At 71.6% G+C, this 24,020-nt stretch carries 26 protein-coding genes; 17 read left to right on the top strand and 9 right to left on the bottom strand.

What is annotated here, in order from left to right; translation table 11 throughout:
- Positions 1 to 11 precede the first annotated feature (11 nt).
- The 7 genes from K2F47_RS29610 (at position 12) to K2F47_RS29580 (ending at position 5,223) form a co-directional block, all read left to right on the top strand.
- On the top strand, positions 12 to 1,262 hold the full coding sequence (locus K2F47_RS29610) for a MurT ligase domain-containing protein (RefSeq protein ID WP_242909028.1): 1,251 nt from the start codon (positions 12 to 14) through the stop codon (positions 1,260 to 1,262).
- Positions 1,252 to 1,968, top strand: coding sequence for a type 1 glutamine amidotransferase (locus tag K2F47_RS29605; RefSeq protein WP_242909026.1), 717 nt, complete (start codon positions 1,252 to 1,254; stop codon positions 1,966 to 1,968). Before K2F47_RS29610 ends, K2F47_RS29605 begins: the two co-directional genes overlap by 11 nt.
- 134 nt (positions 1,969 to 2,102) lie before the next feature.
- Positions 2,103 to 2,513: a VOC family protein gene (locus K2F47_RS29600; protein WP_242909024.1), complete on the top strand. Its 411-nt coding sequence runs from the start codon at positions 2,103 to 2,105 to the stop codon at positions 2,511 to 2,513.
- Positions 2,510 to 3,049 (top strand): YdeI/OmpD-associated family protein, encoded by a 540-nt coding sequence (locus K2F47_RS29595; RefSeq protein WP_242909023.1) that lies wholly within the window; start codon positions 2,510 to 2,512, stop codon positions 3,047 to 3,049. The genes K2F47_RS29600 and K2F47_RS29595 overlap by 4 nt, the downstream gene beginning before the upstream one ends.
- Positions 3,050 to 3,121: 72 nt before the next feature.
- Entirely contained in the window at positions 3,122 to 3,928 is an 807-nt protein-coding gene (locus tag K2F47_RS29590) for an NAD-dependent epimerase/dehydratase family protein (protein ID WP_242909022.1), read from the top strand.
- Positions 3,864 to 4,481 (top strand): FG-GAP repeat protein, encoded by a 618-nt coding sequence (locus K2F47_RS29585; RefSeq protein WP_308198499.1) that lies wholly within the window; start codon positions 3,864 to 3,866, stop codon positions 4,479 to 4,481. Before K2F47_RS29590 ends, K2F47_RS29585 begins: the two co-directional genes overlap by 65 nt.
- 100 nt (positions 4,482 to 4,581) lie before the next feature.
- Complete coding sequence (locus K2F47_RS29580; protein WP_242909021.1) at positions 4,582 to 5,223, top strand: DUF2238 domain-containing protein; 642 nt, start codon at positions 4,582 to 4,584, stop codon at positions 5,221 to 5,223.
- Positions 5,224 to 5,235: 12 nt separating this feature from the next.
- On the opposite strand, the gene K2F47_RS29575 is transcribed toward K2F47_RS29580, so the two are convergent.
- Positions 5,236 to 5,598, bottom strand: coding sequence for a DsrE family protein (locus K2F47_RS29575; protein ID WP_242909020.1), 363 nt, complete (start codon positions 5,596 to 5,598; stop codon positions 5,236 to 5,238).
- Positions 5,599 to 5,796: 198 nt separating this feature from the next.
- On the opposite strand from K2F47_RS29575, the gene K2F47_RS29570 reads away from it, so the two are divergent.
- The 4 genes from K2F47_RS29570 to K2F47_RS29555 all read left to right on the top strand — a co-directional run bounded on the left by K2F47_RS29570 (position 5,797) and on the right by K2F47_RS29555 (position 8,679).
- Positions 5,797 to 6,282 (top strand): heme-binding beta-barrel domain-containing protein, encoded by a 486-nt coding sequence (locus K2F47_RS29570; RefSeq protein ID WP_242909019.1) that lies wholly within the window; start codon positions 5,797 to 5,799, stop codon positions 6,280 to 6,282.
- Positions 6,283 to 6,588: 306 nt separating this feature from the next.
- A complete protein-coding gene (locus K2F47_RS29565) occupies positions 6,589 to 7,005 on the top strand; it encodes a Fur family transcriptional regulator (RefSeq protein WP_242909017.1) in 417 nt (138 codons plus the stop codon).
- A gap of 50 nt (positions 7,006 to 7,055) precedes the next feature.
- A complete protein-coding gene (gene ygfZ / locus K2F47_RS29560) occupies positions 7,056 to 8,039 on the top strand; it encodes a CAF17-like 4Fe-4S cluster assembly/insertion protein YgfZ (protein WP_242909015.1) in 984 nt (327 codons plus the stop codon).
- A 196-nt stretch (positions 8,040 to 8,235) separates the two neighbouring features.
- Positions 8,236 to 8,679, top strand: coding sequence for a hypothetical protein (locus K2F47_RS29555; protein ID WP_242909014.1), 444 nt, complete (start codon positions 8,236 to 8,238; stop codon positions 8,677 to 8,679).
- A gap of 1 nt (position 8,680) precedes the next feature.
- Here the strand turns inward: K2F47_RS29555 and dtd are convergent, their stop codons facing one another.
- A complete protein-coding gene (gene dtd / locus K2F47_RS29550; protein ID WP_242909013.1) occupies positions 8,681 to 9,106 on the bottom strand; it encodes a D-aminoacyl-tRNA deacylase in 426 nt (141 codons plus the stop codon).
- Positions 9,107 to 9,126: 20 nt separating this feature from the next.
- On the opposite strand from dtd, the gene K2F47_RS29545 reads away from it, so the two are divergent.
- The 3 genes from K2F47_RS29545 (at position 9,127) to K2F47_RS29535 (ending at position 13,683) form a co-directional block, all read left to right on the top strand.
- Positions 9,127 to 9,954 (top strand): beta-keto acid cleavage family enzyme, encoded by an 828-nt coding sequence (locus K2F47_RS29545; protein ID WP_242909012.1) that lies wholly within the window; start codon positions 9,127 to 9,129, stop codon positions 9,952 to 9,954.
- Positions 9,955 to 10,057: 103 nt separating this feature from the next.
- Positions 10,058 to 11,023: an asparaginase gene (locus K2F47_RS29540; protein WP_242909702.1), complete on the top strand. Its 966-nt coding sequence runs from the start codon at positions 10,058 to 10,060 to the stop codon at positions 11,021 to 11,023.
- Between the two features lie 1,373 nt (positions 11,024 to 12,396).
- A complete protein-coding gene (locus tag K2F47_RS29535) occupies positions 12,397 to 13,683 on the top strand; it encodes a pentapeptide repeat-containing protein (RefSeq protein WP_242909011.1) in 1,287 nt (428 codons plus the stop codon).
- Between the two features lie 1,160 nt (positions 13,684 to 14,843).
- Here K2F47_RS29535 and K2F47_RS29530 read toward each other — a convergent pair.
- Complete coding sequence (locus K2F47_RS29530) at positions 14,844 to 16,010, bottom strand: erythromycin esterase family protein (RefSeq protein ID WP_242909010.1); 1,167 nt, start codon at positions 16,008 to 16,010, stop codon at positions 14,844 to 14,846.
- A 90-nt stretch (positions 16,011 to 16,100) separates the two neighbouring features.
- Here K2F47_RS29530 and K2F47_RS29525 point away from each other — a divergent pair, with 90 nt between their 5' ends.
- Positions 16,101 to 16,784 carry a TioE family transcriptional regulator gene (locus tag K2F47_RS29525; protein WP_242909009.1) on the top strand — a complete coding sequence of 228 codons (684 nt, stop codon included), beginning with the start codon at positions 16,101 to 16,103 and terminating at the stop codon, positions 16,782 to 16,784.
- An 18-nt stretch (positions 16,785 to 16,802) separates the two neighbouring features.
- Positions 16,803 to 17,396 carry an O-methyltransferase gene (locus K2F47_RS29520; protein ID WP_242909008.1) on the top strand — a complete coding sequence of 198 codons (594 nt, stop codon included), beginning with the start codon at positions 16,803 to 16,805 and terminating at the stop codon, positions 17,394 to 17,396.
- On the opposite strand, the gene K2F47_RS29515 is transcribed toward K2F47_RS29520, so the two are convergent.
- The 6 genes from K2F47_RS29515 to K2F47_RS29490 form a co-directional block, all read right to left on the bottom strand.
- On the bottom strand, positions 17,393 to 17,905 hold the full coding sequence (locus K2F47_RS29515; protein ID WP_242909006.1) for a VOC family protein: 513 nt from the start codon (positions 17,903 to 17,905) through the stop codon (positions 17,393 to 17,395). The genes K2F47_RS29520 and K2F47_RS29515 overlap by 4 nt on opposite strands.
- A 71-nt stretch (positions 17,906 to 17,976) precedes the next feature.
- Positions 17,977 to 18,258, bottom strand: a complete 282-nt coding sequence (locus K2F47_RS29510) for a hypothetical protein (protein WP_242909004.1) — start codon at positions 18,256 to 18,258, stop codon at positions 17,977 to 17,979.
- 120 nt (positions 18,259 to 18,378) lie between these two features.
- Positions 18,379 to 19,647: a CynX/NimT family MFS transporter gene (locus tag K2F47_RS29505; protein WP_242909002.1), complete on the bottom strand. Its 1,269-nt coding sequence runs from the start codon at positions 19,645 to 19,647 to the stop codon at positions 18,379 to 18,381.
- A complete protein-coding gene (locus K2F47_RS29500) occupies positions 19,644 to 20,372 on the bottom strand; it encodes a FadR/GntR family transcriptional regulator (protein WP_242909000.1) in 729 nt (242 codons plus the stop codon). Before K2F47_RS29500 ends, K2F47_RS29505 begins: the two co-directional genes overlap by 4 nt.
- A gap of 159 nt (positions 20,373 to 20,531) precedes the next feature.
- Complete coding sequence (locus tag K2F47_RS29495) at positions 20,532 to 20,909, bottom strand: hypothetical protein (protein WP_242908999.1); 378 nt, start codon at positions 20,907 to 20,909, stop codon at positions 20,532 to 20,534.
- 323 nt (positions 20,910 to 21,232) lie between these two features.
- Positions 21,233 to 23,002 (bottom strand): DUF2207 domain-containing protein, encoded by a 1,770-nt coding sequence (locus K2F47_RS29490; protein WP_242908998.1) that lies wholly within the window; start codon positions 23,000 to 23,002, stop codon positions 21,233 to 21,235.
- A 120-nt stretch (positions 23,003 to 23,122) separates the two neighbouring features.
- On the opposite strand from K2F47_RS29490, the gene K2F47_RS29485 reads away from it, so the two are divergent.
- Positions 23,123 to 24,010, top strand: coding sequence for a neutral zinc metallopeptidase (locus K2F47_RS29485; protein ID WP_242908997.1), 888 nt, complete (start codon positions 23,123 to 23,125; stop codon positions 24,008 to 24,010).
- The last annotated feature ends 10 nt before the right edge of the window (positions 24,011 to 24,020 follow it).

The following is a 24,020-nucleotide window of genomic DNA, read 5'->3' as shown; positions in this document are numbered from 1 at the left end:
AGACGGAGTCAATGAGCGATCTTCCGCTGCGTTCGCAGCTGGCCGTCGCGCTCGGTCGTACGGCCGCCAAGATGTCCCGCATCGCGGGCCGTGGGGACGGTTCGGTGATCGGCGGGCGTATCGGCCTGCGCCTCGACCCCGAGCTGCTGACCAGGCTCGCCAAGGACCGCAAGCTCGTCCTCGTCAGCGCCACCAACGGCAAGACGACGACGACCCGGCTGATCACCTCGGCGATGACGCCGCTCGGCGAGGTCGCGACCAACGCGTTCGGCGCGAACATGCCGACCGGGCACGTGTCCGCGCTGGCGTCCGCCCCCACCGCCCGGTACGGCGTGCTGGAGTGCGACGAGAAGTACGTCCCGATGGTGCTGTCCGAGACCGGCGCGAACATCGTCGCGCTGATGAACCTCAGCCGCGACCAGATGGACCGCGCCGCCGAGATCTGGCTGCTGGCGGGCAAGTGGCGGCGCGCGCTGGAGGCGTCCCCGCACAGCCATGTCATCGCCAACTGCGACGACCCCCTCGTGACGTGGGGCGCGTCCACCGCCAAGAGCGTGACGTGGGTCGCGGCGGGCCAGCACTGGCGCGAGGACTCCTGGTGCTGCCCCGAGTGCGGCGGCCCCCTCGACCGGCAGGACACCGGCGAGGACAGCGACTGGCGCTGCCGGCAGTGCCACTTCGCCCGGCCGCGTCCCGACTGGGCGCTGCACGGCGACCTGATCACCGCCCCCGACGGCCGGACGTTCGGCCTGACCGGGCTGTCGCTGCCCGGCCGCGCGAACCGCTCGAACGCCCTGATCGCGCTCGCGGTCGTCGCCCAGTTCGGCGTCCCGCCCGAGCAGGCGCTGCCGCTGCTGTCGCAGGTCACCTCGGTCGCGGGCCGCTACACCACGGTCGAGCACGAGGGCCGCAGCATCCGCCTGCTGCTGTCGAAGAACCCGGCGGGCTGGCTGGAGGCGTTCGACGTCCTGCAACCCGCGCCGGGCCCGGTCGCGCTGTCGATCAACGCGCAGGGGCCCGACGGCCGCGACACGTCCTGGCTCTGGGACGTCGACTACCGCATCCTGCGCGGCCGCCCGGTCTGGGTCGCGGGCGAGCGCCGCATCGACCTCGCCGCCCGGCTGGAGGCCGCCGACGTCGGCTTCACGCTCGTCGACGACATCGACCAGGCCGTCATGGCCGTCCCGCCGGGGCATCTCGACGTGATCGCCAACTACACCGCCTTCCAGCACATCCGAACGAGGTACGGCCGTGTCGTCTGACCGCATCAAGATCGTCTGGATCTACCCGGACCTCCTCGCCACCTACGGCGACCAGGGGAACACGATCGTCCTGGAGCGCCGGGCCGCGCTACGCGGGATCCCGACCGAGACCGTTCACATGCGCTCGGACGAGCCCGTCCCGCAGGACGGCGACATCTACCTGCTCGGCGGCGGCGAGGACCGCCCGCAGATCCTCGCGGCGCAGCGGCTGCGCAACGACGGCGGCCTCCAGTACGCGGCGCAGCGCGGCGCGGTGATCTTCGCGGTCTGCGCGGGCTTCCAGATCCTCGGGCACGAGTTCGGCGGCGAGGAGGGGCAGCCCGTGCCCGGCCTCGGCATCCTCGACATCCACTCCGGGCGCGGCCAGAACCGCGCGGTCGGCGAGGTCGTCGGCGACGTGTCCGCCGAGCTGAACGTCCCGCGCATCACCGGGTTCGAGAACCACCAGGGCGCCACCAGCATCGGCCCCGGCGCCAAGCCCCTCGCCAAGGTCGTCGCCGGGGTCGGCAACGGCGACGGCAGCGGCTTCGAGGGCGCCTACGCCGGACGCGTGGTCGGCACCTACATGCACGGGCCCGCGCTCGTCCGCAACCCGGGCCTCGCCGACCTCCTCCTCACCTGGGCCGTGGGGCAGCAGTTGCCGCCCATCGACGACTCCTGGGCGGGCCGCCTGCGCGAGGAGCGTCTCAACGCCGTGCTCAGCTGATCCCGCTTCACCGGGCCGTGGACGCGAACCCGCGTCCACGGCCTTTTTGTGCGCGGCCGTCCTAGTAGGACGTTCGTTGACCTATTGGGCTCCTAACGTGGTGGTCAACGGCACGACGGAGGGGGAGAACCGTGATGTTGCGAGGACCTGCCACCACCAACTTCTGGGCGGACGACCTGGACGCCGCCAAGCGCTGGTACACCGATTTCCTGGGCTTGGAGCCGTACTTCAGCCGCTCCGGGCCGGACGGGCGCCCCGCCTACCACGAGTTCCGCGTCGGCGACCGCGAACACGAGCTGGGCCTGATCGACGGACGCTTCGCGCCGCCCGGCAGGACGGCGTCCGAGCCGGGCGGGGCCCTCCTGTACTGGCACGTCGACGACCTCGAAGGGACGCTGGCGAAGCTGCTCTCCATGGGCGCGACGGAGTACCAGCCGATCACCGAGCGCGGCGAGGGGTTCGTCACCGCGTCCGTGGTCGATCCGTTCGGGAACGTCCTCGGCATCATGTACAACCGGCACTACCTGGACGTGGTGGGACGATGATGGACTTCGCGGACGCCGCCGGGTTCGAGGCGTGGCTCGCCGACCACCACGGGGACGAGGGCGGCGTGTGGCTGCGGATCGCCAAGAAGGGCGCGCCGGTCGGCTCGATCACCATCGCGGAGGCGCTGGACGTCGCGCTCTGCTACGGCTGGATCGACAGCCAGCGCAAGTCCCTCGACGAGCACGGCTACCTCCAGCGGTACTCGCGCCGCCGCAAGGGCGGCGCGTGGTCGCGGGTCAACGTCGAGAAGGCCGAGGCACTGATCGCGGCGGGCCGGATGCGCCCGCCCGGCCTGGCGGAGATCGACGCGGCGAAGGCCGACGGACGCTGGGACGCGGCCTACGCGCGGCAGCGCGACGTGACCGTCCCGGCCGACCTGCTCGCGGCGCTGGAGGCGTCCCCGCGCGCCGCCGCCCGGTTCGAGGCGCTCGGCCGGACCGGCCGCTACCAGCTGATCCTGCCGCTGCTGAAGATCAGGACGGCCGCCGGACGCGCGGCGCGCATCGAGCGGACGGTCGCCGACCTGGCCGGCTGATCCGGCGGAATCCCGCGCGGGTGCGGATCACTACGCTGTCGGGCGGATATGCCACCCAGACCAGGGGACGTGATGACGATGGGTGCGGAGCGAATTCTCATCACCGGCGCGGCCGGGCTCATCGGATCGTTCCTGCGGCCGAGGCTCGCCCGGCCGGGCCGGACCCTTCGCCTGCTGGACGTCGCCGACATGGGAAAGGCGGAAAGCGGCGAGGAGCATATGCGGGCGTCGGTGACCGATCTGGCCGCGCTGGAACGGGCCTGCGAGGGCGTGGACGCCATCGTCCATCTCGGGGGATTGGCGTCCGAGGCGCCCTGGAACGACATCGCCGACGTGAACATCCACGGCACCTACAACGTCTACGAGGCCGCCCGCCGGACCGGAGTCGGCCGCGTGGTGTTCGCGTCGAGCAACCACGCCGTGGGATTCCATCCGACCGACGACGCCCCGGTTCCCGACTACCGGTTCCCCGCGCCCGACACCTATTACGGCGTCAGCAAGGTCACGGGCGAGGCGCTGGGCAGCCTTTATCACAGCCGTTACGGGCTGGACGTCATCGCGATTCGCATTCTCACGTGCGAGGAGCGTCCGCCGGACCTGCGCTCGCTGGCGACCTGGCTTTCCCCCGGCGACGCGGCGCGGCTCTTCGAGGCGGCCCTGTCCGTGCCGAGCCCCGGATTCCGGGTGGTGTGGGGCGTGTCCGCGAACACCCGGGCATGGTTCTCGCTGGACGAGGCGCGGGCCATCGGATACGAACCCGAGGACGACGCCGAGCCCTACGCGGCCGAACTGACCGAGCGATTCGGGCCGCTCGATCCGGAGTCCCCGGAAGGGCGGTGGCTCGGCGGCCGTTTCTGCGGCCCCGACTACGACGCCTGAGAGCATCCGGGGCGGTAAACCCCGGCTGAACGCGGGGCGTCCACGTAGTGGATCTTGGTTTCGGTTCGTCCCCCCGCCGAAGGAAGCGGACACCGACGGCGTTCCGGGGACGCAGGAGCCGGGCGACGCGTTCGGCGCGTCCGTCGCGGCCGGCGACGTCAACGGCGACGGCCTGGCGGACGTCGCGGTGGGCGCACCCGACGAGGCGATCGGCACCACCACCAGGGCCGGGGCGGCGACCGTCCTGTACGGCGGTCCGGGCGGGGTGACTGGCACCGGCGCGCAGCAGTTCGGACAGGCCAGCGCAGGCGTCCCGGGCTCGGCGGAGCAGAACGACCTCTTCGGCTCGCAGGTCTCGCTCGCCGACCTGAACGGCGACGGGAAAGGCGACCTGACCGTCGGTTCGAGCGGCGAGAACGGCTCGGAGGGATCGCTTCACATGCTGAACGGCACGGCGTCCGGCGTGACGGTCAATGGCGTCAGGGCCTTCAGTTCCGGGACCCTCGGAGTTTCCGGACGCTACGCCCGCATCGGCGAGGTCGTCCTCGGCTGAGACCCCGTACAGGCACTGCTGAGACTCCGTACAGGCACTCAGGAAGACCTGAGTATCCGCGCCGATGTGGAAGGGCGGCCGGGCCCGGGAGAGTACGGGCATGGACACCTCACGGTGGCGCCCGCCCGCCCTTCTCGCGAAGGCCGCCCTGGCCGCGCTGCTCGCCCTCGCCCTCGTGTTCCCGGAATGGGACCGCTTCGCCGACAAGGCGATGGACGTGCGGGCGTTCACCTATCCCGGCGCGGTCATGGTGGTCGCCCTGATCTGGCTGCTCCGGGGCCGTGACCGGAAAGCGCCTTTTCCTTGGGATATCGACCTGCTGGTGACGGCGCCGTTCCTCATCGACGTCGCGGGCAACGCCGCCGACCTCTACGACACGGTCGAGAGGTTCGACGACGCCTGCCATTTCGCGAACTGGGCGCTGCTCGGCGCCGCCGCCGGGATCGCCCTGCACCGCTGGGCCTCTCTCAAGCCCTGGGTCGTCGCCGTGTCGTGCGCGGGAATGGGGGCCATCGCCGCCATCCTCTGGGAGTTCTTCGAGTACTGGGTGTTCATCCTGGACACCCCGGAGACCGTCACCATCTACCGCGACACGATCGGCGACCTGATGCTCGGCCTGGCGGGCGCTACCACGGCGGGCCTCGCCTGCGCGGCGGTCGCCGTCCGTTCCCGTTCGCGCGTCCGGCCGACGCCGACGCCGAAACCGCTGAAGGTCGCCGAACTCGACCGCGCGGCCCGGTGAGTCATGGCCGGTCTAGTACACGAGGGCCTGGACGTCCGGCGCCGCGATCTCCTCGACGAAGGTCGGCGCACCGGCGATGCGGATGCCCGGGAGGACGTCGTCCGGTCCGATGTCGCGGCGGGCCGCGCACTGCGTGCACAGGGTCACCCGTCCGGCCGCGAGGATCACGGTGAGCAGGTCCTCCAGGGGCGTGGCGTGCGCGAGCATGAACTCCGCCGCGCGTCCGGGCAGGGAGAACCACGCCGACTCCCCGGTCAGCCACAGCGAGATCGGCACCCCGCTCGCCGCCGCGGCGGCGGCCACCGTGAACGCCTGGTTGCACCGCTCCGGCGCGTCCGCCCCCGCCGTCACCTTGATCACCAGTGGTCTCGCCATACGAAAACTCTAGCCGGGCTGTAGCATCCGTGCCGTGGGCGGCATGGTGAACGCGGGAGTCCTGGTCGTCGTGCTCGCGCTGGTGGCGGTGTCGGCCGTCCTGCTGGTGGTCAAGCTCGGCCGGTTGCGGTAACCCTCCGGACGTATCGACGGCGGGCGCGTCCCCTCGCGCGCGCCGCGCCGCTACGCTCGGTCTTCATGGAGCCTGAGCTGCACCTCGACCTTGAGCCTCTGAAGTTCCTGCTGGGCACGTGGGAGGGCGCCGGTGTCGGCGGCTACCCCACGATCGAGAACTTCAACTTCGGGCAGGAGATGTCCTTCAGCCACAACGGAAAGCCGTTCCTGATCTACGCGAGCCGGACGTGGATGATCGAGAAGGACGGCACGCTCGGACGCCCCCTCGGCACCGAGACGGGCTACTGGCGGCCCCGTCCGGACCACCAGGTCGAGGTGACGCTCGCCCACCCGACCGGGATCGTCGAGATCTACGTCGGCAACGTCGCGTTCAACCGCGTCGAGCTCCAGACCGACGTCGTCGCCCGGACGGAGTCCGCGAAGGAGGTCACCGGCGGCACCCGCCTCTACGGCCTCATCGGGGAGGACCTCGGGTGGGCCTACGACATGGCGGCGATGGGCCAGAAGCTCCAGTCGCACCTGTCGGCCCAGCTGAAGCGCGTCGCCTGAAACGTCCAGAAAATGAGCGATCCCCGGACCTTCCCGCATGGGCGGGGCGACGGACAGGACTGGTCCATCGGTCCGGGGATCGGGTAACTGCCTGGGATTCGCCGGTCACCGTCGCGACCGGTTGCCACCGCCGGGGGCGGCGGCGCCGAGGCGGAACGGCGACTAGCGGACAGTCACCTCGCGAGTCCTACAATCAACCACCATCTTGTTGGACCACCTCCTTTCGCGCGTACTCGGCACGTTATGTGAGCCGTCGGGAGGAGGCAAGGGAGTTTTCGGCGGGCCCGTCCGGCATACACTCGACGCATGGTCGAGTCGTGGCAGGAGGAGCTGCGGGCGAAGGGATACCGGGTCACGCCCCAGCGCCAGTTGGTGCTGGAGGCGGTCACCAACCTTGAGCACGCGACCCCCGAGGAGATCTGCACCGAGGTACAGCGCACAGCCCGGGGCGTGAACATCTCCACCGTCTACCGGACGCTGGAGCTGCTGGAGGAGCTCGGGCTCGTCAAGCACGCCCATCTCGGGCACGGCCCGCCCAACTACCATCTGGCGGCCGACGCCGAGCACATCCACCTCGTCTGCCGCGAGTGCCAGACGGTCGAGGACGTCGATCCGCGCGCGGCGGCGGGCCTGGCCGGGGGCCTGGAGCGCGACTTCGGGTTCCAGACCGACGTCCACCACCTCACCGTGTACGGGCGCTGCAAGGACTGCCGCACCACGTAGGTCGGTATCGGGGCCGCGTAACCGCGGCGCGGGCGCATAACCTGGAAATCATGGAGAGCCCGCTACTGCAATCGCCCGGTGCCGTCCCCGCCGACGCGCCCGACCAGGAGGTCGCCGCCCACTACGGGGAGCCGTCGCAGGAGCAACGCGCGCTGGAATCCGGGACGGCGTTCGTCGACCGGAGCAACCGCGGCGTCGTCCGGGTCACCGGCCCCGACCGGCTGAGCTGGCTGCACAGCCTCCTGAGCCAGCGGCTGGACGGGCTGAAGCCGTACGAACCCACCGAGGCGCTACTGCTGAGCCCGAACGGGCATATCGAGCACCATCTGCATGTCATCGACGACGGCGAGGCCGTCTGGGCCCACGTGGAGCCCGGGGCGGCCCCGTCGCTGGTGGAGTTCCTCGACAAGATGCGGTTCATGCTCCGCGTGGAGGTCGCGGACGTTTCGGCGGAGTACGCCGTCATCACCGGGCCGCCGCAGGGCAAGGGCCTGGCGTGGCCGGACGTTTCCGGGACGGAGACCCGGATCGTCCCGCGCGAGGACGGTTTCCCCGCCGACCTCCGTCCCGCCGGGCTGTGGGCCTACGAGGCGCTCCGGATCGCCGCGTACAAGCCCCGGTTCGGCCTCGACACCGACCACCGCACGATCCCGCACGAGGTCGGCCTCGTCGAGACCGCGGTGCACCTGAGCAAGGGCTGCTACCGGGGGCAGGAGACCGTGGCGCGCGTCCACAACCTGGGCAGGCCCCCGCGCCGCCTCGTCTTCCTCCACCTGGACGGCAGCGTCGACCGGCTCCCCGCCAAGGGCGACCCCGTCGACATCCCCGGCGGCCGGACGGTCGGCGCCGTCGGCTCCTCCGCCCGGCACCACGAACTAGGCCCGATCGCGCTGGCGCTCGTGAAGCGGAACGTCGCGGTGACGGACGAACTGCTGGCGGGCGGCATCGCGGCGGCCCAGGAGGTCGTGGTGTCGCCGGACACGGGCGCGAACGCGCAGATCGACCTTCGCCGCCGTCCGGCGAACCGCGCATAGCGGGGGCGTAGCGCGAGAACCGGGCTCAGCGGGGAACCGGGCTGAGTGCGGGAACCGGGCTGAGTGCGGGAACCCGGCGCAGCGCGGGGAGTTGGCGCAGCGCGGGCAACTTGGCGTAAAACCGCGATCTTCCGGGCAAATCATCAGTGATGATGATTTCTGCCGGGCCACCGGCCGGGGAAGGTGGATTCCTACGATGGTCGCGAACCTGGGGAAGACCCAGCCCCCCACCACCAGACGCGGAGCCCGGCGCCGCCGCCGACGGGAGTCGGCCCTGGTGTGGTGGGGCCTGTTCGCGGCCTTCGCCGTGGCCGCCTGGCTGCTGGGCTCCCGGCCCGTAGCGCTCCTGGGCCTGCTCGCATGGTGCCTGTACCAGTTCATGCTCGTCCCGACGTTCTGCCGGGTGAGGACGCAGGAGGGCCACTACTGCACGGAACGGGCCCGAGGCAGGCTGTTCGCATGCAGACCGAGCCACCAGCAAGCGAAGGTGGATGCGCTGTGGAAGCTGGTCGGCCTCCGTAACCCGTTCGGCAGCAAGGACACCGCGCGGAGCCATCTCGAACTGGCCGACCGCGTCCTCGTCCTGCTGGCCGCCGCAGGGACGATCGTGACCCTGATCGGAATGGTCTACGGCTTCTGAGTCACATGTCCACGACGAGGGTGATCGGACCGTCGTTGACCAGGGCGACCTTCATGTCCGCCCCGAACACCCCGGTCGCGACCTCGGCGCCCAGCTTCCTCAGCTCGGCGACGACCGCGTCCACCAGCGGCTCGGCGACGGGCCCGGGCGCGGCGGCGACCCACGTCGGACGGCGGCCCTTCCGCGCGTCCCCGTAGAGCGTGAACTGGCTCACCACGAGCAGCGGCGCGCCCACGTCCGAGCACGACTTCTCGCCGTCCAGGATTCGCAGGCCCCACAGCTTCGCGGCCATCTTCCGGGCCCGCTCCGCATCGTCGTCATGGGTGACGCCCAGGAGCACCATGAGGCCCGGCCCCTCGATCTCCCCGGCGACCCGCCCGTCGACGGACACGCTCGCCTGGCTCACCCGCTGGACTACAGCACGCATGACCATGCATTCTGCCCCCTATGGGAGCAACGACGCTCATCACGGTGGCGCCCACGGGCGCGGAGTCCGCGAAGGCGGACGTCCCGGCCCTGCCCGTCACCCTCGATGAACTGGTCCAGACGGCGAAAGAGTGCGAGGCCGCCGGAGCGGCCGTCATCCACGTGCACATCCGCGACGACGACGCGCGGCCCACGCTCGACCCCTCCCGCCTGCGGGACACGGTGCAGGCGCTGCGGGAGGGCACGGGGCTGATCGTCCAGCTCTCCACGGGCGGCGCGGTCACCGACCCGTACGAGGACCGCCTCCGCGTCCTGGACGCCGAACCCGACATGTGCTCGCTCACCTGCGGGACGGTCAACTTCGGCGAGGACGTGTTCATGAACCCCTGGCCGTTCATGGTCGAACTGTACGAGCGCACCCAGGCCATGGAGGTCGTCCCCGAGTTCGAGCTGTTCGACCTCGGACACGTCGCCGCCCTCCACCGCCTCCTGGACAAGCATGGCCCGCCCTACGGCGGACACGTCCACTGCGACCTCGTGATGGGCGTCCCCGGCGGCATGCCCGGCGACACCCGCACCCTCGTCGCCGCCGTCGAGGCCCTCCCGCAGGGCGCGACCTGGTCGGCCACCGGAGTGGGCCGCACGACCCTGCCCGTCCTGCTCGCCGCCCTCTCCGCCGGCGGCCACCTCCGCGTCGGCATGGAGGACACGATCACCTACGCGAAGGGCCGCCCGGTCACGGCGAACGTCCAACTGGTGGAACGCGCCGCAACCGCGTCCCACCTGGCACAACGCCCACCGATGCCGCCGACCGAAGCCCGCGACCTCCTAGCAGTAAAACCCCGCTAGCCCATCCGGCCCGCCAGGGTTATCCACAGAACGCAATTCGGGTTCCGCTACAGCCCCAGGTATCCAACGATGGGAGAAGCGGTTCCGACAAGTGGGGGGCATGATGCAGAGCAATCCAGTGCTGGTCGAGGTCGAGCGGTCCGGGTTCGTGGAGTCGCGCCACCGCGGCGCCGCGATCGGTCTCGCCGCGAACGGCTCGGTGACGTTCCGCGCCGGGACGCCCGAAGAGCCGATCTTCCCCCGCTCGGCCAACAAGCCGATGCAGGCCGTCGCCATGCTCCGATCCGGCCTCGACCTCGACGGCGAACTCCTCGCTCTGGCCGCGGGCAGCCATTCCGGTGAGGACTTCCACGTCGAGGGCGCAGAGAAGATCCTCGCCGGCGCGGGCCTCGGCGCCGCCGACCTGCGCTGCCCCGAACAGTGGCCGCTCGACCTCGAGGTCGCGCGGACCGTGCGCGGCCCGTCCCGGCTCCGGATGAACTGCTCCGGCAAGCACGCCGCCATGCTCGCCACCTGCGTGGCGTCCGGCTGGCCCACCGCCGACTACCTCGACCCGTCCCACCCGCTGCAACGCGCCGTCCGCGCGACCGTAGAGTCCCTCTCCGGCGAAGGCCCCGTCGCGGTCGGCGTCGACGGCTGCGGCGCCCCCCTGTTCGCGATCTCCACGTCCGCGGTCGCCAGGGCGTTCCGCGCCCTCGTCCTGGCCGCTCCCGGCACCCCCGAACGCCGCGTCGCCGACGCCATGCGCGCCCACCCCCGATGGACCTCGGGCACCCGCCGCGAGGAACGCCGCCTGATGGACGCCGTCCCCGGCCTCCTCGTCAAATGCGGCGCCGAGGGCGTGGACGCCTTCGCCCACACCGACGGCCGCGCCGGCGCCGTCAAAATCGACGACGGCGCCATGCGCGCCCGAACCCCCGTAACAACCGCCCTCCTACGCGCCCTGAACATCCACACCGCCCCCAACGTCGACACCGCAACCCTCGACGAACTAGCCACAACCCCCCTCCACGGCGGCGACACAAAAGTGGGCACCATCCGCCCAGCCCCCAACATCTTCACCCCCTAACCCCCACCAACCCACCCCCACCAACCCACCCGCGCCCACCGTCCCGCGCCCACCGTCCCGCGCCCACCGTCCCGCGCCCACCGTCCCGCGCCCACCGTCCCGCGCCCACCGTCCCGCGCCCACCGCCCACCGCCCCGCGTCCGCGGCCCTGCGTCGACCGATCCGCGCCCACCGCCCCACCGACCCGCGCCCCCACCGACCCGCGCCCGCCGACCCGCGTCCACCGTCCTGCGCCTATCCACCCGGACGCGCTGTCCCGCGTCCGCCGACCTGTGCCCGTCAACCCGGACGTGCCGTCCCCCGTCCACCAACCCGCGCGCTCACTGTCCCGCGCCGACCGCCTCACGCTCGCCGTCTCATGTCCGCCGTCTCGTGTCCGCTGTCCCGCGTCCGCCGTAGGCCTACCCGTCCCGCCTACCCGCTCCGACCGTCCCGCGCCCACCAACCCGCGCGCCCGCCTACCCGCGCCAACGGCCCCGCCTACCCGCGCCCGCCTACCCGCGCCGACCGTCCTGCGCCCATCAACCCGGACGCGCCGTCCCGCGCCCACCGTCCCACGCCCGCCAGCCTGGGCCCGCCGACCTGCGCCCATCAGTCCGGACGCGCCAACCTGCGCGCTCACCGTCCCGCGCCCCCACCGCCCAGCGCACCCACCGACCTGCGCCCACCGCCCCCGCGTCCGCCGGACGCGCCGACCCGCGTCCACCAACCCGCGCGTCCACCGTCCGCCCACCGCCCCGCGCCCACCGCCCCGCGCTCGCCAGCCCCGCTCGCCAGCCTGCGTCTACCGACGCACGTCCACTGACCCGGACGCGCCGACCCGCACCCACTTGCCCGGCTCCGCCCCCGCCCTGCCCCGAACTGAGTGCGTCCTGTCCGCGAGCAGGTTTCACCTGCCTTCCCCCATCCCACGAGAAAGGCATCACCTCCCAGCCACGGCCATATCCGGCCGAGCAGTGTCACTTTCAGCCTGACCCTGCGCCGTAGTGTCGAACGGCACATTCTCTGTCAAATACCCCAGCGGTCCGGTGAGGAGTCGACTTTCGTCCGTATCCCGCAGTGGCCGCCCCGCCCGTTCACTCCCTACACGGACCGGTGACCAGGACATGAGCGGATCCGAAAGCCACAACGCCGAGCGTGATCGCGTCCCGCCCCGACCCGAGCCGGGGGAGCCGGCGGCCGAGGGGCCGTTGCCGCCAGAACCGCGGACCGCCCGTCCCCGCCTCACCCCTTCACGCCGCCGATCGGCGTCCGGGCGCGGGCGCCCGAAGATCGCACCGCCCTCCCAGGCCGAGCTGGACCGGCTCCCCGTCGAGGTGCGTATGGAGTTACGGAACCAGCAGCGGTCCGAACGGCACCAATGGTTCAACTCGGTGGGCATCCTGTTCGGAGTGCTGTTCGCTGCGGGCAGCCTGCTCAGCACCGGCCTGGCGCTGCGCACCGCTCGCGACGACCTGCGCACCTCACGGGACAACCTGCGCGTCGCGCAGGAAAGCCAGCTCACCGACCGGTACGCCAAAACCCTCGAAGCCCTCGCCAGCGGCGACACCACCATCCGCCTGGGCGCGATCCACGCCTTCAACCGGCTCCTGGCCGACTCCCCTCGCGACCGCGCCGCCATCGCCGCCCTGCTGACCGGCTTCGTCCGCGACCACGACCCCGCGGACGACGTCAAAGACCGGGACCTGCCCGTCGGCCCCACCGTCGACCTCGCAGCCGCCCTCACCACCGTGGCGCTGAACCCCCACCCCGTCCCGCCCCTGGACCTTCACCACATCCGCGTCCCGAACGCTCTCCTGGACGATGCCCACTTCTCCAACGCGAATCTGAGAGGTGCCAACCTGCGCGGCGCAGAGCTGCACCACGCGAACCTGAACGGCGCGGACCTGAGCGGCACCGACCTGCGCGGCACGCGCCTAAGCAGCGCGAATCTGCGCGGCGCGAAGCTGACCTGCACACCCTTAGGCGGTACGGGCCAGAGCAAAGCGAACTCAGATCTGACCTGCACGAAACTGCGTGGCTCCAACCTGGGTGGCGCAGACCTACGTGGCGCCCTACTGTGCGTCGCCTACCTGAAAAACGCATACTTGGGCGGCGCGGTTCTGAGCCAGGCGGACCTGAGCCAGGCAAACCTCAACGGTGCGACCCTGGAAGGCGCGAACCTCAACCGCGCTGTCCTGAGCATCGCGGACTTACGTGGCGCGGACCTGCGCGGCGCGAACCTGAACAACACTGCCCTGTACGGCGCGGACCTCCGTGGCGCGAAACTGAACAACACGGATCTGCGCGGTACGGCTCTGTACGGCGCGGACCTGCGCGGTATAGATCTGAGCGGTACCAACCTGAAATACGCGATCTTGTACGACGCGAGCCGACGCGGGGTGTACGAGCGCCGTACGAACCTGCATGGCGCGAACCTGCGGGACGCGAACCTCCACGGCACGGATCTGAGCGGTAAGGCCCTGAACAACGCGGATCTGAGCGGCACGGATCTGAGCGGTGCGAACCTGAATCGCGCTGACCTGCGCGGCGCGGACTTGCGAGGCGCGGACCTGCGCGGGGCGAATCTGACCGGCGCGAATCTGAGCGGGGTACGCAACAGTCCGGGCAAGGACGCGATCCGCCGGATCGCGGTGACCGATGCCGCGACCCGATGGTGAGCGCGGCCGTGAGGGCGTCCACCGGCCCGCGTTCTGGCCTGGGGGTGGTGAGTCCGGCCGTGAGGACGTCTTCCGGCCCGTGCTCCGGCCTGGAGAGGCAACCCGCGGTGCCGGGCAGCCGCAGGTTGGTCTCGCGCTCGCGTGCGGCGGCGACTTCGCCAGCCTGTCCGGGGCGTGCGCGAGGACGGTGTCGGGGAGAGTCCCGAGGCAAGCGGTTCCCGCGCTGGGTCAGGTTCGCGCCGGTTGGCATGAGGGAGGTGGTGGGGGCGGCCACGGGGGCGCCTGCCGATCTGTGGCCTGGCCTGGGGTGGTGATGAGGGCGGTGGCGCGGGCGGCTACTGGTCTGTGTCGAAGAACGTCCCGGCCAGGTCGGTTGCCCTGGCTGGGTCGGGTTCGTGCCGGGCGGCGTGAGGGAGGTGGTGGGCGGCCGGGAGGGCGCGCGTCGATCTGTGGCCTGGTCTGGAGTGGTGGTGGGATCGGCTGCTAGGACGCCCACCGGTCCGTGGCCTAGCTCAGAGGCGGCCACGGTGCTGGGCGGGCGCAGGGTGATTCCGCGCTCGCGTGCGGCGACTGCTCGCCGACTTGGACGGCGCGGAGCCCGACGGGTTGGTCCTGCGCGTTTTGCGGGCGGCGGCGAATTCGGGGCGCGTCGGGGGCGCGTCGGGGGACGCGGGTGAGGTCGGTGTCGCAGACCGTTCCGGGCCAGGCCGGTTGCCCTGGCTGGGTCGTGTTTGCGCCGGTCGGAGTGAGGGAGGTGGTGGGGCGGTCGCGGGGGGCGCACCGATCTGTGCCCTGGTTTGGGGTGGGTGGTGCGGTCGGTCGCGCTGGCGGCTACCGGCCCGTGTCGAGGGACGCCCCGAGTCAGGTCGGTTGCCCTGGCTTGGTGGGGTTCGCGCAGTTCGGTGGGAGGGAGAGTGATGGGGTCGGCCCGTGTGGGCGCCTGCTGATCTGTGCTCTGGCCTGGGGTGGTGGTGAGGTTGGTCGCGTGGGCGGTTACCGGTCTGTGGTCTGGCCGGGAGGGACGGTCTGCGGGGGTGGGCGGGCGCGGGTTGGGTCCGGGCTCGTGGGTGGCGGTGACTCTGGCGGCGCGTCCGGGGAACGCGGGCAGGGCTGGGGGGTGTTTTGGGGCGGGGTTGTGCTGGGGTGTTCTTGGTGGTTGGTCAGGTTGGCCAGGGGAGGGGGGTGGTCTGGTTGAGGAAGATGATGCCGTCGATCAGGTCTAGCTGGGACGGGTCGAGGGGGAAGTAGGCGAAGTCGGGGGAGACGCGCGGGGTGGGGGTGGGAAGGGTCTCGGCCAGGCGGTGGGGGTCGACTAGGGCTTGGTCCCACGGGAGGGTGGAGAGGGCGCCCTCGACGGTGTCCGGTGGTGGGGTGTCGTCGCCGGTTGTTCCGAAGGCCGAGGCCAGGAAGGCGTAGCGGTCTTTCAGGTGGGTGGCGGTGATCGCTCCCGCGCTCCACCACTCCAGTTTTTCCTCGCCGAAGGACATGTGGCTTCTGCCGCGCTGGAGGTGGAGGTTGTGGCTGAAGACCAGGGCCGGGCCGTGCTCGGCGATGGCGCGGAGGTTGGCGGCCATCATCGCGTCCCGCAGGGCCGACAGCCTGGCCCATCGGACGGGGGACGAGTCCGCCATCCAGTAGTGGTAGCGGAGCAGGCCGGTGGCGGTGCGCCCGTACAGGGCCGCTCGCTCCCTGTCCTCCGTGCTGAGCTGCGGTGCCTGTGTATCGAGAAGCGCCACCAGGTCGTCGGCGAGCAGGCGGAGTCGCTGGGCGTCGGGGGACCGGCCGATTGACTGGGACGGGTCCATGGCCGTGGCCTCGTTCGACCACCGCTCGTCCGGGCCGAGCAGGGCGTCGAGGGTTTCGCGGGTGCAGGGGAGCGGGCCGTCGAGGAGGTCGTGCAGGCCGGTGAGCGCCTGGCGCGGGCTCGCCGCCCAGTACTCCAGGGGGCCGTCGAAGCCGAAGAAGCGGAGCTGCTCGTCATGGTCGCGGTTGTAGGCGCGCATCCAGCGCACGAGTTCGCGGTTGGCAGGGGCGGCGCCGAAGCCGTGGCTGAAGCCGTGCTCCATGACGTCGTCGAGCGTGCCCGCGCCGGTGGAGATGTGCTCGTCCACGATGAGGCCCATGAGGCAGTCGCTCTCGATCGCGAACGATCGGTAGCCCTCGTGTTCGACCAGGTGCCGGAAGAGCGCGTTGCGCACCTCGCCCAGCTCCGCCACGAAGTGCCTGGCCTCGCCCAGGCCGAGCAGCAGGGGACGCGCGGGGAGCGAGCGGAGGAATGTCGAGACGCCGGTGCCGTCGAGCGGACCGGCCATGTCCTGGATGGCCATACCTTCGACGGTATCGTTGAACTTTCGGTGTAAACTTTTTCTTGGAGTTGTGGGGTGGAGTGTGGTGAAGGTTCAAACTGGGGTTGATGTGTGAGGCCGGTGGATCTGGCGCGTGAGCATGGTTTGTCCACGCAGGCCGTGAGAAACTACGAGGACGCCGGAATCCTGCCCGCCGCCGAACGCACCGTGCACGGCTACCGCACCTACATGCCGCTGCACGCGCAGGCCCTGCGGACCTTCCTCGCCCTGGTGCCGGGGCACGGGCACCGGACGGCCACGTCGATCATGCAGGCGGTCAACCGGGGCGCCGTCGAGGACGCGTTGCGCCTCATCGACGAGAGCCACGGCCAGCTCCTCGACGACCGCGGCACCCTCCAGGCCGTCGAGGGCGCGCTGCGTGATCTGGCGCCCGTGCCGCAGGAGGACGGTGAGACCTTCATCGGTCCTCTCGCCCGGCGGCTCGGTCTGCGGCCCGCCACGCTGCGCAAATGGGAGCACGCCGGATTGGTCCGGCCGGGACGTGATCCGCGGACGGGGTACCGCGTCTACGGCGCGGCCGATGTTCGGGACGTCCGGCTGGCCCATCAGCTCAGGCGGGGCGGCTACCTGCTGGAGCAGATCGCGCCGCTGATCGCGCAGGTCCGCTCGGCCGGGGGCGTCGCGCCGCTGGAGTCGACGTTGCGCGACTGGCGGGCCCGGCTGTCCGCCCGGGGCCGTGCCATGCTCAAGGGCGCCACTGAATTGGACGCCTACCTCAGCATGCGTGAGCGGTGAATCGTTTTGGAGGACGCGTTGGAGGAGTTTCCGGAATTGGTGGTGCGTGCGCTTGAGCTCGCTCGGGGAGCGGGATTCGCGCTTACCAGGGAGGACGCGAAAAGAGGCGAGTCGTCGGCGTGTCTGCCGGGGGTCGGACGCTTTCTGGCGATGCTGGCTGCCGGGTGTGTCGGCGGGCGAATCGTGGAACTCGGGACGGGCACGGGCGTCGGCGCCGCGTGGATCGCGGGCGCCATGCCGTCCGACTGCACATTGGTCACGGTGGAGGTCGATGAACGGCTCGCCGGGGTCGCGCGGAAACTGCTGGCCGGTGACCCGCGCGTCGAGGTCGTCACCGGTGAGGCCGCCGATGTCGTGCTTACGCGCGGGCCGTTCGACCTCGTGTTCAGTGACGCCGGTGCCCATGGTGTCGATCTGGTGAGCCTGCTGCGCGTTGGTGGACGCATTGTCACCGACGACCTGACGCCGCAGGCGGCACTTCCGCCGGGCTCGCCATTGCTGGCCGACGATCCCAAGCGCCGGGCCTTCTTCGGTGACCGGCGGCTCGTCTCGACCGAGGTCGTGCTGCCCGACCTGCGGAATTCGTTGCTGGTCGGGACCAGGACGCGTTAGACGTCGACGCTCCGGGGCGCGGGCAGGGCGGAGCCCAGACTCGACTGGACGTAGGTCATCGCCTCGGCGTATTTCGGGTCCTGCGCTCGCCTCGCGATCTCGTCGGGGGACGGTTCGGCGAGGCGCTGCTGGATCCACCAGATGTTTCCGAGCGGGTCGCGTACGCGTCCGACCTTGTCGCCCCAGAACAGTTCCGTCGGCTCGGTCACGACGGTGGCTCCGGCGTTCACGGCGCGCTGGACGACCGCGTCCGCGTCGTCCACGAAAAGGCGCAGTAGCCCAGGGGTCTCGACGGAAAAAGGCGAGTCGAACATCATCACGATCGAGTCGCCGATGCGCGCCTCGGCGTGGCCGATGACGCCGTCGCCCACGTCGAGACGGCTGAGTTCCTCGGCGCCGAACGCCTCGGTGATGAAGTCGATGAGCCCTGCCGTGTCCCTGGTGACGATCCACGGGGTGACGGTGGTGTAGCCGTCGGGGATCGGCGGGGTGGGGTGCTGTGGCGTCATGGCGGTCGTCCTTCGCGGGTGAGGCGGTCGGGCGACCTCAATGTATCAGAACGGAATGATCTGTTCCATGCTTATATGACGTCGTCGTTGTACTTCGCTTCCCCCGGCGGGTAGCTGTGCGAGTAGATCCCGGGCGTGTAGACGTAGTAGCCGCCCTGCTCGCCGCCCCGGTGGTTGTCCTGGTCGTTCCGGCGGTGGGGGTGCACCTTCCTGGACGAGGCCTCGACGGTCAGCGCGAGCCAGCTCAGCAGGGCCACCGTGGCGAGCACCGGGATCAGCCACGCCCACGGCATTGCCCCGTGGGGGGCGGTGTTGGCCAGGTCGGAGGACCCGGCCAGGACGGTCGCGAGCATGCTGCCCACCTCCTCGTGGGTTACATGCCCAGTACCAGGAACGATATGGGGGACGAGGTCGGTTAATCGCGGCGTCCCCTCGGCGGAGGCTTCGCCGGGGGACGCCGTTGCGGTTCCTTCTCAGTTGAGCGCGGGCGAGGTGTTGGAGGTCTCGGTGGACGGAAGGGCGCCGATGGTCCGGTTCCGTCCGGCGGCGGCCCCGGGCACGATCATGACCGTCGCGACTGCCAGGACGCCGATCATTGGAGCGGTCCACCCACCGGTGGCGTCGTGCAGCGCGCCGACCGCGAGCGGGCCGAGCGCCGCGATCACGTAGCCCGTGCCCTGCGCCATCCCGGACAGCTGCGCTGCGACCTGCGCGTCGTGCGCCCGCAGTCCGATGAACGAGAGCGCGGTGGCGAAGCCGAGCCCCTGCCCGAAGCCGAGGACGACCGTCCAGCCCCAGACCGAGCCGATCGGCGCCCAGGTGATCCCGGCGAAGCCCACGACGCTCAGCACGGCCGTCGCGATCACGAGCGGACGCTGGTCGCGGGACCGCCGTTCGAGGATCGGGACCGACAGCGACCCGAGCGCCTGGACCGCCGCCGACAGCGCCAGCACGTAGCCGGCGGGCACCTCGCCCATGCCGCGGTCCTGGCAGATCGTCGGGAGCCAGCCGAGCACCACGTAGGCGAGCAGCGACTGCATGCCCATGAAGAACGTGACCTGCCACGCCAGGCCCGAGCGCCACACCCGGGACGCGGCGCCGCGTGCCACCGGGACGGCGGGGGTCGACCGCGCCGCGCGCGCCGCCCGCAGCGCCCGGGGCAGCCAGATCGCGCCCGCGATCGCGGTCGGGATCACCAGCAGCCCGAGCGGCAGCCGCCAGGACGCGTCGAGGGCGTGCTCGACGGGCACCGCGAGCCCGGACGAAAGGCAGGCGCCGACCGTGATCGCCACCGTGTAGACCGAGGTCACGACCGTGATCGAGGACGGATGGTCGCGTTTGATGATCGCCGGCATGGCGATGTTGCCGACGCTGATCGCGATCCCGGCGACCAGCGACCCGGCGAACAGCGCGAACGTCGTGTCCACCAGCCGCAGCAGCAGGCCCACGACGAGCAGCCCCATGGCGGTGACCAGGAGCGTCTCGCTGCGCGGCGCGCGCCGCAGGAAGGGGGCGAGCAGCCCGTAGGAGCCGAAGAAGACCAGCGGCAGCGTCGTGAGCGCCCCGGCCGCCGTCCCGGAGAGGTGGAAGGCGTCCTGGATCTCCGTCAGCAGCGGGCCGACCGCCGCCAGCGCCGGACGCAGGTTGACGGCGACGATGACGATCAGCGCGAGCTGGCCGATCAGGACGCCGCGTCCGGTGGATGCCTGTTCGGGGTCCGTCGTGGGTCGGCCCGCCATCATCGCCCTTCTTCCTCGGTGTCGTCGGGTGCCGGGGGCCCGTCCGCCTCGCGGGGGACAAGGGCCTCCAGGACGGCCAGCGCCGGTTCCACCACCGCGGCGGCGGCCTCACCGGCGGCGACGGGGTCGCGGGCGATGATCGCGTCCAGGACGGCCCGGTGCTTGGCCGGACCCGCCTCCGGGACCTCCTGGTCGAGGCGGATCGCCCGCATCGACTCCTGGAGGCGGTCGATGAAGAAGCGCATCGCCTCGATCAGGACGGGGTTGCGCGTCGCCTCCGCCACGCCGAGGTGGAAGCGCGCGTCGGCGGCGCCGAACTCGTCGGCCTCGGTGGCCTCGTCGCGGGCCCGCAGGAGCTCTTCGAGCCGGACGAGGTCGGCGTCCGTGCGGCGCCGGGCGGCCAGGCGGGCGGCCTGGACGTCGTAGGCGAGCTGCATCTCGAAGACGTCCCGGAGGGTGGCCCGCGCGACGCGGCGCAGGAGGGGACGCGGGTTCGCGCTGCTGCGCACGTAGGTGCCGTAGCCGCGCCGCACCTCCAGGACGCCGACGTGGGTCAGCGCCCGGATCGCCTCCCGGACCGCCGGGCGGCTCACCCCGAGCTGGGCGGCCAGGTCCACCTCGCCCGGGATGCGGCCGCCCACCGGCCAGGTGCCCTCGCTGACCTGGGACTGGAGCTGGTCGAGGACGGCGTCGACGGTCGACCCGCTCGGAACTGGATGAAGTACCACAAGAGCCTCTTTCAGTAAGACGTCAGACATCCTACTTCTGGACTCTGGTGATGATCGTGTGAGAGGGGTCTCAGCGATCACGGCGAGGACAACGCCCGCCGGACCGGGCTGCGGGGAGGGGAGTGCCTCCCGGTCCGACGGGCGTCGTGTCCAAGGGGGTCAGTGACGGCGTAGCAGGCCGTGCCGGTGTCGTTTCGGCTTCGTGCGAGCGGATGTGTGGCGTCGCGCGAGCTCTGCTTCCCGTTCCGCCGCTTCGCGTTCTGCCGCCTCACGCTCGGCGGCGCGGGCTTCGGCGGCTTCGCGTTCGGCTTCGGTGGGTGCGGCGTCGCGGCGGGTCCGCTGGGCCGGGCTGCCCTCGATGATCCCGCCGGTGACCGCGCCCCGGTTCGGCAGGCCGGGGTTCTTGCCCCGGGGGCGTTTGCGTTCGCGCGAGGCGGTCAGCGTGAGCGTGAGCCAGACGGCCAGCGCCGCGAACACGATGAGCGGCCCGAACACCCACAGCCGGGCGTCCCCCACCATGCCTGTGTCGGCGAGCATGTGGTGACACCTCCTCGCCGGAACGCCCTACCCGGCACGCGGGTTTCAACCCTCCGCACGCCGTGCCCCCACGGCGATCCGCATGCCGCGCACTCCCGCGGGCGGACCCGGCCGGCGGCATTGCCCGCGAGCTGCGACGTTCCGCGGACGGCCCTTCAGCGGACGCCATTCCAGTGGACGCCGCTCCGGTGGGCGGCGCTCCAGTGGACGCCGCTCCGGTGGACGCCGCTTCAGCGGGCGGCGCTTCAGTGGACGCCGCTTCAGTGGACGCCGCTCTAGTGGACGCCGCTCGGGGGGGCGGCGCTTCAGCGAAGCGGCGGTTCCTAGAAGCCGCGTGACTGGGAGATGGAGCCGGACGTCGTCAGCGTGAACGCGCGCATCGACTCGGCGAACTTCGAGAGGTCCCATTCGGCGGGGCCCTCGTACCAGTACAGGTTGTCGGCGCCCTGCTGCCCCGCGTCCTTGACGGTCTCGGACCACTTCGCGACGACGTCGAACACGACCGCGTACGGGAGGAAGCGCGAGTAGAGCGCGATGCGCTGCCGGGAGGCGTCACCCTCGGGGAGGACGCCGCGCTCCAGGAAGGCGCGGAAGCCGATCGTGTGCGCGAGGACGGTGGAGCCGCGCGCGGTCTTGGCGGGCATGTACTGGCCGCCGTAGGCCAGCGCGGCGCCCGCGATGATCACGGCGAGGCCCGCGAGGGCCCATTCGGTGGTGAGCGCGAGCGCGACCGTGCCCGCGACGCCGAGCAGGGTCACGACGATCCCGGCGACCGTCCACCGGGACCGGACGGTGTCGGGGCGCCGCGCGAACCAGCCCTGCTTCACGACGTCGTCGTACATCGCCGAACGCACCTGGGCCAGCCGCGTCGCGAACGTACCACCGAGCTCCGACAGTTTCACCGCGTCGCGCGCGCCGCCGTCCCGCCCGGTGAGGAGCGCGTCGAGCAGGATGCGCTCGTAGGGGAGCAGGTCGACGACGGGACGGTCGAGGCGGCGCAGCGTCCAGTCGAGGCGGCCGGTGGCGGCGCGGTCCTCCTCCTCGATCAGCAGGTAGCCGCGGACGGCGAGGTCCACGATCGTGGCGGTGACGTCGATGACGTCGGCCTGCTCGTCGATCAGCGTGCCGATCTGGCCGGGCCGGACGCCGTCCGGCGGCTCGAACTCCGCCCCCGCCAGCGGCGGCTGGTCGCCCTCGGCGGCCTTCTTCCCGACGACGCGGGCGTCGCGGCCGCGCAGCAGGTACAGCGCCGCGAGGCCGCCGCCGAGCAGGACGAGGAGGCCGAGCAGCGCGCCGCCGGTGACGGCGTTGACGGAGAACGCGGTCGCGACGTTGTGCCGCCGCTCGTAGAGGGCGGTGCCGCCGGTGGTCCCGGCGGGGAAGCCCGCGACGACCGTGAGCGACTCCCCGGACAGCATCCGCTGCTGGCTGAAGATCCCCTCGGTGCGGGTGTGGTTCGTGTAGAACTGCGTGCAGCCGATCGTGCTGCCGGGCGGGCCCGCGAAGCAGTTGACGTTGTCGATCGTCGCGCCGCCGCCGAGGGTCGCGCGCGCCTCGTCCACGGGGACGCTCCAGCCGCCGACGGCGGGCCAGCGCAGCTCCTCGACCGAGCCCATCCGGGCGATCGCGCCGCGCACCGCGTACTCCAGGACGACGGTCCGCTCGCCGGTGAGCGACGTCCCGCCGCTGACCTTGACGGTGGTCCGGGTGCCGCTCTCGGACGTGCCGACCTTCGTCGGCCCGCCGTTCGGGCTGGACGCGCGCAGGCCCTCGATCTTGTAGACGCGGTCCTCGGTGACGCTGTCGTGGTCGCGGGTGGTGAACGTCCGCTTGAAGCCCTTGTTCCCCGCGAACCGGTAGACGATCGTCTCCTTCACGCGGGTCAGGCCGCCCTTGCCCGGTGTGAGGACCACCTCGTCCTTGAGCACCCGCTCCGAGAGCGCCCGCTCCGAGAGCATCCGCTCCAACGGCGCCCGCTCCGCCGCGGCGGTGGTCGCGGCCGCGGGGGCGTTCGCGGTCAGCGGGACGAGGACGGCGGCCGTCAAGATCAGGGCCGCCGGTCGCAGACGACACAACGCCGCATGAGCAGACATGGGCGCAAATAGTATCGGGAACGCGTGCGATGATTCTTCGCTATGGCAGGTCACCACCCCCCGCCCCCGCCGGCTCCACCGTACGGTCCGCCTGCCTACCGCCCGCCGCAGTACCGGTACGTGCCGGCGCGCAGGCCGCCGCGCCGCACCGCCGGCGGGACGGTCGCGGGCATCGTGGGCGGGCTGACCTCGCTGGTCGTCCTGGCGATCCTCGCCTTCTCGGTGCTCGGCGGCGACGGCGGTATCGGGGGTATCGGCGCGCGGACGGGTTCGGCCTCCGGCGGGGACGCGCCGCGCTCGGCGGCCACCGCGAACAAGCTGTACTCGACGGGCGCGCTGACGCCCGTCCGGTGCGCGCTGCCGCGCATCACCCCGGCCGCCGGGTCCATGCGCCAGTTCATGGACGTGCTGAGCGACTGCCTCGACACGTCCTGGACGCGGCAGTTCGCCAAGATCGACGTGCCGTTCGACCCGCCGAAGCGGGTGTTCTGGGAGCAGTCGGGACGCAGCCCGTGCGGGACGTATCCGAGCCCCGGCGCGTCCGCGTTCTACTGCCCGGCCAACAACACGATGTACGTGGGGCTGCACCACATCGTGGAGACGTCCGGCGGCGAGCCGCTGTCGCATTTCGCGGTGTTCGCCCGGGTGATCGCGCACGAGTACGGGCACCACGTCCAGGACCGCGCCGGAATCCTCGTCTACGGGCACGAGGAGATGGAGAAGGCCGACGTCATGGCCCGCAACGAGGCGAGCCGCCGCATCGAGCTCCAGGCGCAGTGCTTCGCGGGCGCGTTCCTCGGCGCCGAGCGCGGGACGCTCCCGATGACCCGCGAGCAGTACGTCGCGATGATCCTGGACGTGCGCGGCCGCGGCGACGAGCGGCTGCCGCCCGAGGAGCGCGACCACGGCTCGGGACGCAACTACGCCGGCTGGGTGGTCACCGGCTTCCAGGGGCGCCGCCTCGCCGTCTGCAACACCTGGACGGCCCGCCCCGACAAGGTGAGCTGAATTCCGCGGC

The organism is Actinomadura terrae, from assembly GCF_022751215.1.
GTDB lineage: Bacteria > Actinomycetota > Actinomycetes > Streptosporangiales > Streptosporangiaceae > Spirillospora > Spirillospora terrae.
Note: the sequence above shows the minus strand (reverse complement) of the source record. Positions and strands in the feature narration are given on the sequence as shown.